Source organism: Brevundimonas sp. UBA7534 (assembly GCF_002479325.1).
Classification (GTDB): domain Bacteria; phylum Pseudomonadota; class Alphaproteobacteria; order Caulobacterales; family Caulobacteraceae; genus Brevundimonas.
Genome location: NZ_DLMO01000045.1, coordinates 1 through 4739, shown reverse-complemented (window position 1 = coordinate 4739; position 4739 = coordinate 1). Strand labels below are relative to the sequence as shown.

Sequence of the window (4739 nt, the reverse complement as noted above, 5' to 3'; positions counted from 1 at the left end):
CGCTCTTCCGATCTTCCGTGACCGGCATGCGCGGCGCCGTGTCCAACATCGAACTGGTCGCCGCCGATCCGGCGGAGACCGGCTTTGAGCGCACCTGGCGCCTCATTTTCGACGTGGCGCCGTCATCGGATGAACCGGCGGACGTGAAAGCCTGGCTTCGAACGCGGAGCGGGCGGCGTCTCACCGAGACGTGGACGGCTCAGATTTTCGCGGAACGCGCAACCTGAACGGTGTTCGGTCGTTCCGTGGGTCGAGCCTCCCCGCTTCACAGACAATCAGGATCGACCATGGCGTCAGTTTCGGCGGCGTTCCGGGATGCGGGCCTGTCCGCGCCGGACACACGCGACTTTCTTTCCGACCTGCCGGCGGCCGCGCCGCTGGCGATGCCGGCGCAGGCGCTGGACCAGCCGCCCGCGCGCGATTTCGGCCGGACGATGGGGCAGCCGTGGGCGCGGCGGTCGGCGCTGATCGCCTTCACCGTGGTGACGACCGTGCTGGCGGTCCTGGTGCTTCACGACGCCTTCGCCGCCGATTTCCTGACGGGCGCCGAGGTGGTCCATCTGGTGCTGTTCGCCAGCCTGTTCGCCTGGACCGCCTTCGCCTTCGCCTCCGCCTTCGCCGGGTTCGTGGTCAGCCTGGCGTCGCGCCGCGACGAAGGGACGACCGCGCCGCTGACGGCGCGGACGGCCATCCTGGCCCCGGTCTATAACGAGGCGCCGGGGCCGGTGTTCGCGCGGCTGGAGGCGATGATGCGCGATGTCGAGGCCGAGGGCCTGGGCGATCGCTTCGACCTGTTCATCCTCAGCGACACGCGCGCGCCGATGATCGCGGTGGCGGAACAGGCGGCGTTTCGCCGGCTGCGGCAGGCCCTGGGCGGCGGGATGCGTGTCTTCTATCGCCGCCGCGCCGAGAACATAGACCGCAAGGCGGGCAATATCGCCGACTGGGTTCGGACCTGGGGCGGGGCCTATGACCACATGGTGGTGCTGGACGCCGACAGCCTGATGACCGGCGCGGTCCTGGGCCGCCTGTCGGGCATGATGCAGGCCGATCCGCGCGCTGGCCTGATTCAGACGGTCCCGGCCGTGATCGGGGCCAGCACCCTGTTCGCGCGGCTGGAGCAGTTCGCCAGCCGCCTGTACGGGCCGATGTTCGCGCGCGGCATGGCCTGGTGGTGCGGCACGGAAGGCAACTACTGGGGCCACAACGCCATCATCCGCGTGCGCGCCTTCGCCGAACGCGCCGGCCTTCCGCACCTGGCCGGACGAAAGCCGTTCGGCGGCCATATCCTGAGCCACGACTTCGTCGAGGCCGCCCTGATGCGGCGCGCCGGGTGGGGGGTGCGGCTGGAGCCGGATCTGGGCGGATCGTGGGAAGAGGGGCCGCCCAGCCTGATCGACCAGATCGTGCGCGACCGCCGTTGGTGCCAGGGCAATCTTCAGCACCTGGGCGTGGTGGCGGCGCGGGGGCTGAATTCGGTCAGCCGCTTCCACTTGGTGCGGGGCTTCTCGACCTATCTGGCCGCGCCGATGTGGATCGCGCTGCTGGCGCTGAGCATCGGCCTGATGGTGTTCCCCGACGACCTCGCGGGCGCGCGGATCGGCGAGGCCTCGCCGTCCGCGGCCGGCGCGCTGCTGGGGGTGATGGCGGTGTCGGCGGCCTTCCTGATCCTGCCCAAGTTCATGGCCCTGGCCGTGGCGACGGCGCGGGGCGAACTGGGCCGGTTCGGCGGCGCGGATGCGACGGTGAGGAACATCCTGATCGAGACGGCGCTGTCGACCCTGCTGGCGCCCGTTTCCCTGTTCGCCCAGACGCGAGCGGTGGTGTCGGTGCTGTCGGGACGGGATTCAGGGTGGACGCCGCAGCGGCGCGACCTGGACGGCCTTTCCTGGGGCGAAGCCTTCGTCGCCCACCGCGCCGAGTTCGTGTTCGGCCTGACGTTGGCGGGTCTGTGCCTGGCGCTGAACCCGGCCGCGCTGCTGTGGGCCGCGCCGCCGGCGCTGGGACTGGCGGGCGCCTTCTGGCTGTCCGCCGTGACGGCCCGGGCCGTCGGCGACGACCTGCTGGCTACGCCGGAGGTGCTGGCGCCCCATCCGGTCATCGTCCAGGCGCAGATACTGACGGCGGCGCTCGCCGTGCAGGCGGAAGCCAAGACGCCGCCGCCGAGCCGTTTCCTGACCATACCGCGACCGACGCCGACCCTGGCGGTCGTCGCCGCCTGACGCCGATCAGGCCTCGAAGATCGTCTCGAACCCGCCGTAGATCATCCGCTTGCCGTCGAAGGGCATGTCCAGCTCGCTGAAGCGCGGATCGTCCATCATCTTGGTCTCGAAGGCGTCGGCGGTGGCCTTGTCCGGCCAGGTGACCCACGAGAAGACGACCGTCTCGCCCTCCTCGGCCTTCACGGCCCTCTTGAAGTCGGTGACCTTGCCGTCGGGCACGTTGTCGCCCCAGGCCTCGACCTGGGATAGGGCGCCGTATTCCTTGAACAGGGGCGCGGCGGCCCGGGCGCTGGCGATGTAGCGATCCTTGTCGCCGGTCTTCACGGGGGTCACGAAGCCGCTGACGTAGGTCATGGCGTCTCTCCTTTGGCTGTGAGTTTTCAGAGGTCGGCGACGGCGCGGTCCAGGGCCGCGATGTCGATCTTGCGCATGGTCATCATGGCCGCCATGGCGGCCCTGGCCCGCGCGCGGTTCGGGTCGGTGGTCAGCTCCATCAGCCGGCGCGGGGTGATCTGCCACGACAGTCCCCAGCGGTCCTTCAGCCAGCCGCACACGCTTTCCTGGCCGCCGTCGGCGATCAGGGCGTCCCACAGCCGGTCGGTCTCGGCCTGGTCCTCGGTCATGACCATGAAGGACACGGCCTCGTCGAACGTGAAGTCGGGCCCGCCGTTCAGGGCCAGGTAAGCCCGGCCGGCCAGGGTGAACTCGATCATCAGCACGCTGTCGGCGGGGCCGGACGGGGTGTCGATGGGCGAGCGATGCACGGCGTCGATGCGGCTGTCGGGCAGAAGGGAGACGTAGAAGCGCGCCGCCTCCTCTCCGTCGCCATCGAACCACAGGCAGAGAACGATCTTGTCGGCCATGGCCTGGCCTCCTCAGGCGGGTTGGAGTTCGTTGGCGGCGAAGGCCTCCGGGCCGGCGGCGATGGCGGCGGGGTCCATCCACATCGTCTCCCAGATGTGGCCGTCCGGGTCGGCGTAGCTGCGGCCGTACATGAAGCCATAGTCCTGGGTCGCGTTCGGGTCGGCCTGGCCGCCGGCCTGGGCGGCCCGGGCGACGACGGCGTCCACCGCCTCGCGGCTGTCTTCCGACAGGCACAGCAACACCTGGGCCGAGGCGTGGGCGTCCGGGATCGCGCGGTCCGTGAAGCCCTTCCACTTGTCGTGGGTCAGCAGCATGACGTGGATCGTGTCCGACACCACCATGCAGGCGGCGGTCTCGTCGCTGAACATGGGGTTCTTCGTCGCGCCGACGGCCTTGTAGAAGGCGATGGACCGGTCCAGGTCGGCGACGGGCAGGTTGATGAAGATCAGCTTGGGCACGGCGTTCTCTCCTCTTGTTGTGTTTGCGCACCCTGACGCTGGGGATTATGATAGTCAACCATGAAGTTAGAAAAAGTAACTGCTAAGCCCGGTCGTCGGTATCACGACGCCTGCGGGGCCGCGCACGGCCTGGACCTGATCGGGGAGCGCTGGGCGCTCCTGGTGATGCGCGAGCTGATGTTCGGCCCGCGCCGCTTCACCGACCTGAAGAAGGACCTGTGCGGCCTGTCGGCCAACGTCCTGACCCAGCGGCTGGAAGGGCTGGAGGCGTCGGGGATCGTGCGCCGGCGCCGCCTGCCGCCGCCGGCCTCCGTCCACGTCTATGAACTGACCGACTGGGGCTGCGAGCTGAAGCCGATCTTCGCCCTGCTGGGCCATTGGGCCGCGCGGTCCCCGACCCATGATCCGACCCTGCCGCTCAGCCCCGTGTCGGTGGTCATGTCGCTGGAGACCATGTTCGACGCCGCCAGGGCGGGGAAGGCGCGGCTGGACGTCGGCCTGGTCTTTGGGGACGAGAGCTTCCGCCTGCGCATCGCCGACGGAACCCTGACGGCCCAGCGGGCGGAGGTCGAGGGGGCGGAGGTGGTGTTCGACACCCAGCCGTCCGTGCTGGCGGGCACCATCTATGGCGGGGCGCCCTTCGCCGCGCTGGAGGCCGACGGCCTGCTGGTCCTGACCGGCGACCGGGCCAAGGCCGAGCGGTTCGCGACCTTCTTCGCCCTGCCGCCCAAGGCCTTCTGACGATCCATGTCCGAAAACCGCGAGACAGGGCGGCGGCGAAGGCCCATCCTGCGCTGATGGAACCGACCCTGGATTTCGAGGCCTGCTGGCGCGCCGTCGTGGCGCGGGACGCCCGCTTCGACGGGCGGTTCTTCACCGGCGTGACCTCGACGGGGATCTACTGCCGGCCGGTCTGCCCGGCCCGCACGCCGGGGCGCGAGAACGTCACCTTCCACCCCAGCGCGGCGGCGGCCGAGGCGGCGGGCTTTCGCGCCTGCCTGCGCTGTCGGCCCGAGACGGCGCCCGATATGGGCGCATGGCGCGGCACCTCCAACACCGTCAGCCGGGCGCTGAACATGATCGAGGCGGGGGCGCTGGATGAGGGCGACGTCGACGCCCTGGCCGCCCGACTGGGGGTGGGCGAGCGGCACCTGCGCCGCCTGTTCCGCCAGCATCTGGGCGCCGCCCCGGTCAG

The 4739-nt window shown here is 70.3% G+C and carries 7 protein-coding genes; 4 read left to right on the top strand and 3 right to left on the bottom strand.

Going from position 1 to position 4739, the window contains the following annotated elements:
- The first annotated feature begins 17 nt into the window (after positions 1 to 17).
- Together B2U11_RS03410 and mdoH are read left to right on the top strand one after the other, a co-directional pair.
- The gene (locus tag B2U11_RS03410; RefSeq protein ID WP_292069968.1) at positions 18 to 227 is read left to right on the top strand and encodes a hypothetical protein; all 210 of its coding nucleotides are present in this window, start codon (positions 18 to 20) and stop codon (positions 225 to 227) included.
- 60 nt (positions 228 to 287) lie between these two features.
- Entirely contained in the window at positions 288 to 2222 is a 1935-nt protein-coding gene (mdoH, locus tag B2U11_RS03405) for a glucans biosynthesis glucosyltransferase MdoH (RefSeq protein WP_292069967.1), read from the top strand.
- Positions 2223 to 2228: 6 nt separating this feature from the next.
- Here mdoH and B2U11_RS03400 read toward each other — a convergent pair whose 3' ends face one another.
- From B2U11_RS03400 to B2U11_RS03390, 3 genes are read right to left on the bottom strand one after another with little or no spacing between them, the layout of a single operon-like run.
- Positions 2229 to 2576, bottom strand: a complete 348-nt coding sequence (locus B2U11_RS03400; RefSeq protein WP_292069965.1) for a DUF1428 domain-containing protein — start codon at positions 2574 to 2576, stop codon at positions 2229 to 2231.
- A gap of 26 nt (positions 2577 to 2602) precedes the next feature.
- Positions 2603 to 3085, bottom strand: coding sequence for a VOC family protein (locus tag B2U11_RS03395; protein ID WP_292069963.1), 483 nt, complete (start codon positions 3083 to 3085; stop codon positions 2603 to 2605).
- Between the two features lie 12 nt (positions 3086 to 3097).
- A complete protein-coding gene (locus B2U11_RS03390) occupies positions 3098 to 3544 on the bottom strand; it encodes a VOC family protein (protein WP_292069961.1) in 447 nt (148 codons plus the stop codon).
- A gap of 60 nt (positions 3545 to 3604) precedes the next feature.
- On the opposite strand from B2U11_RS03390, the gene B2U11_RS03385 reads away from it, so the two are divergent.
- Both B2U11_RS03385 and B2U11_RS03380 read left to right on the top strand, forming a co-directional pair.
- Positions 3605 to 4285 (top strand): winged helix-turn-helix transcriptional regulator, encoded by a 681-nt coding sequence (locus B2U11_RS03385; RefSeq protein ID WP_292069960.1) that lies wholly within the window; start codon positions 3605 to 3607, stop codon positions 4283 to 4285.
- A gap of 56 nt (positions 4286 to 4341) precedes the next feature.
- The coding region (locus tag B2U11_RS03380; RefSeq protein ID WP_292069958.1) for an Ada metal-binding domain-containing protein at positions 4342 to 4739 on the top strand (398 nt) is incomplete at its 3' end.

Excerpts from the sequence above, each read along its gene's own strand:
- mdoH (WP_292069967.1), top strand. The coding sequence starts at position 288 with ATGGCGTCAGTTTCGGCGGCGTTCCGGGATGCGGGCCTGTCCGCGCCG.
- B2U11_RS03395 (WP_292069963.1), bottom strand. The coding sequence starts at position 3,085 with ATGGCCGACAAGATCGTTCTCTGCCTGTGGTTCGATGGCGACGGAGAG.
- B2U11_RS03385 (WP_292069960.1), top strand. The coding sequence starts at position 3,605 with ATGAAGTTAGAAAAAGTAACTGCTAAGCCCGGTCGTCGGTATCACGAC.
- B2U11_RS03400 (WP_292069965.1), bottom strand. The coding sequence starts at position 2,576 with ATGACCTACGTCAGCGGCTTCGTGACCCCCGTGAAGACCGGCGACAAG.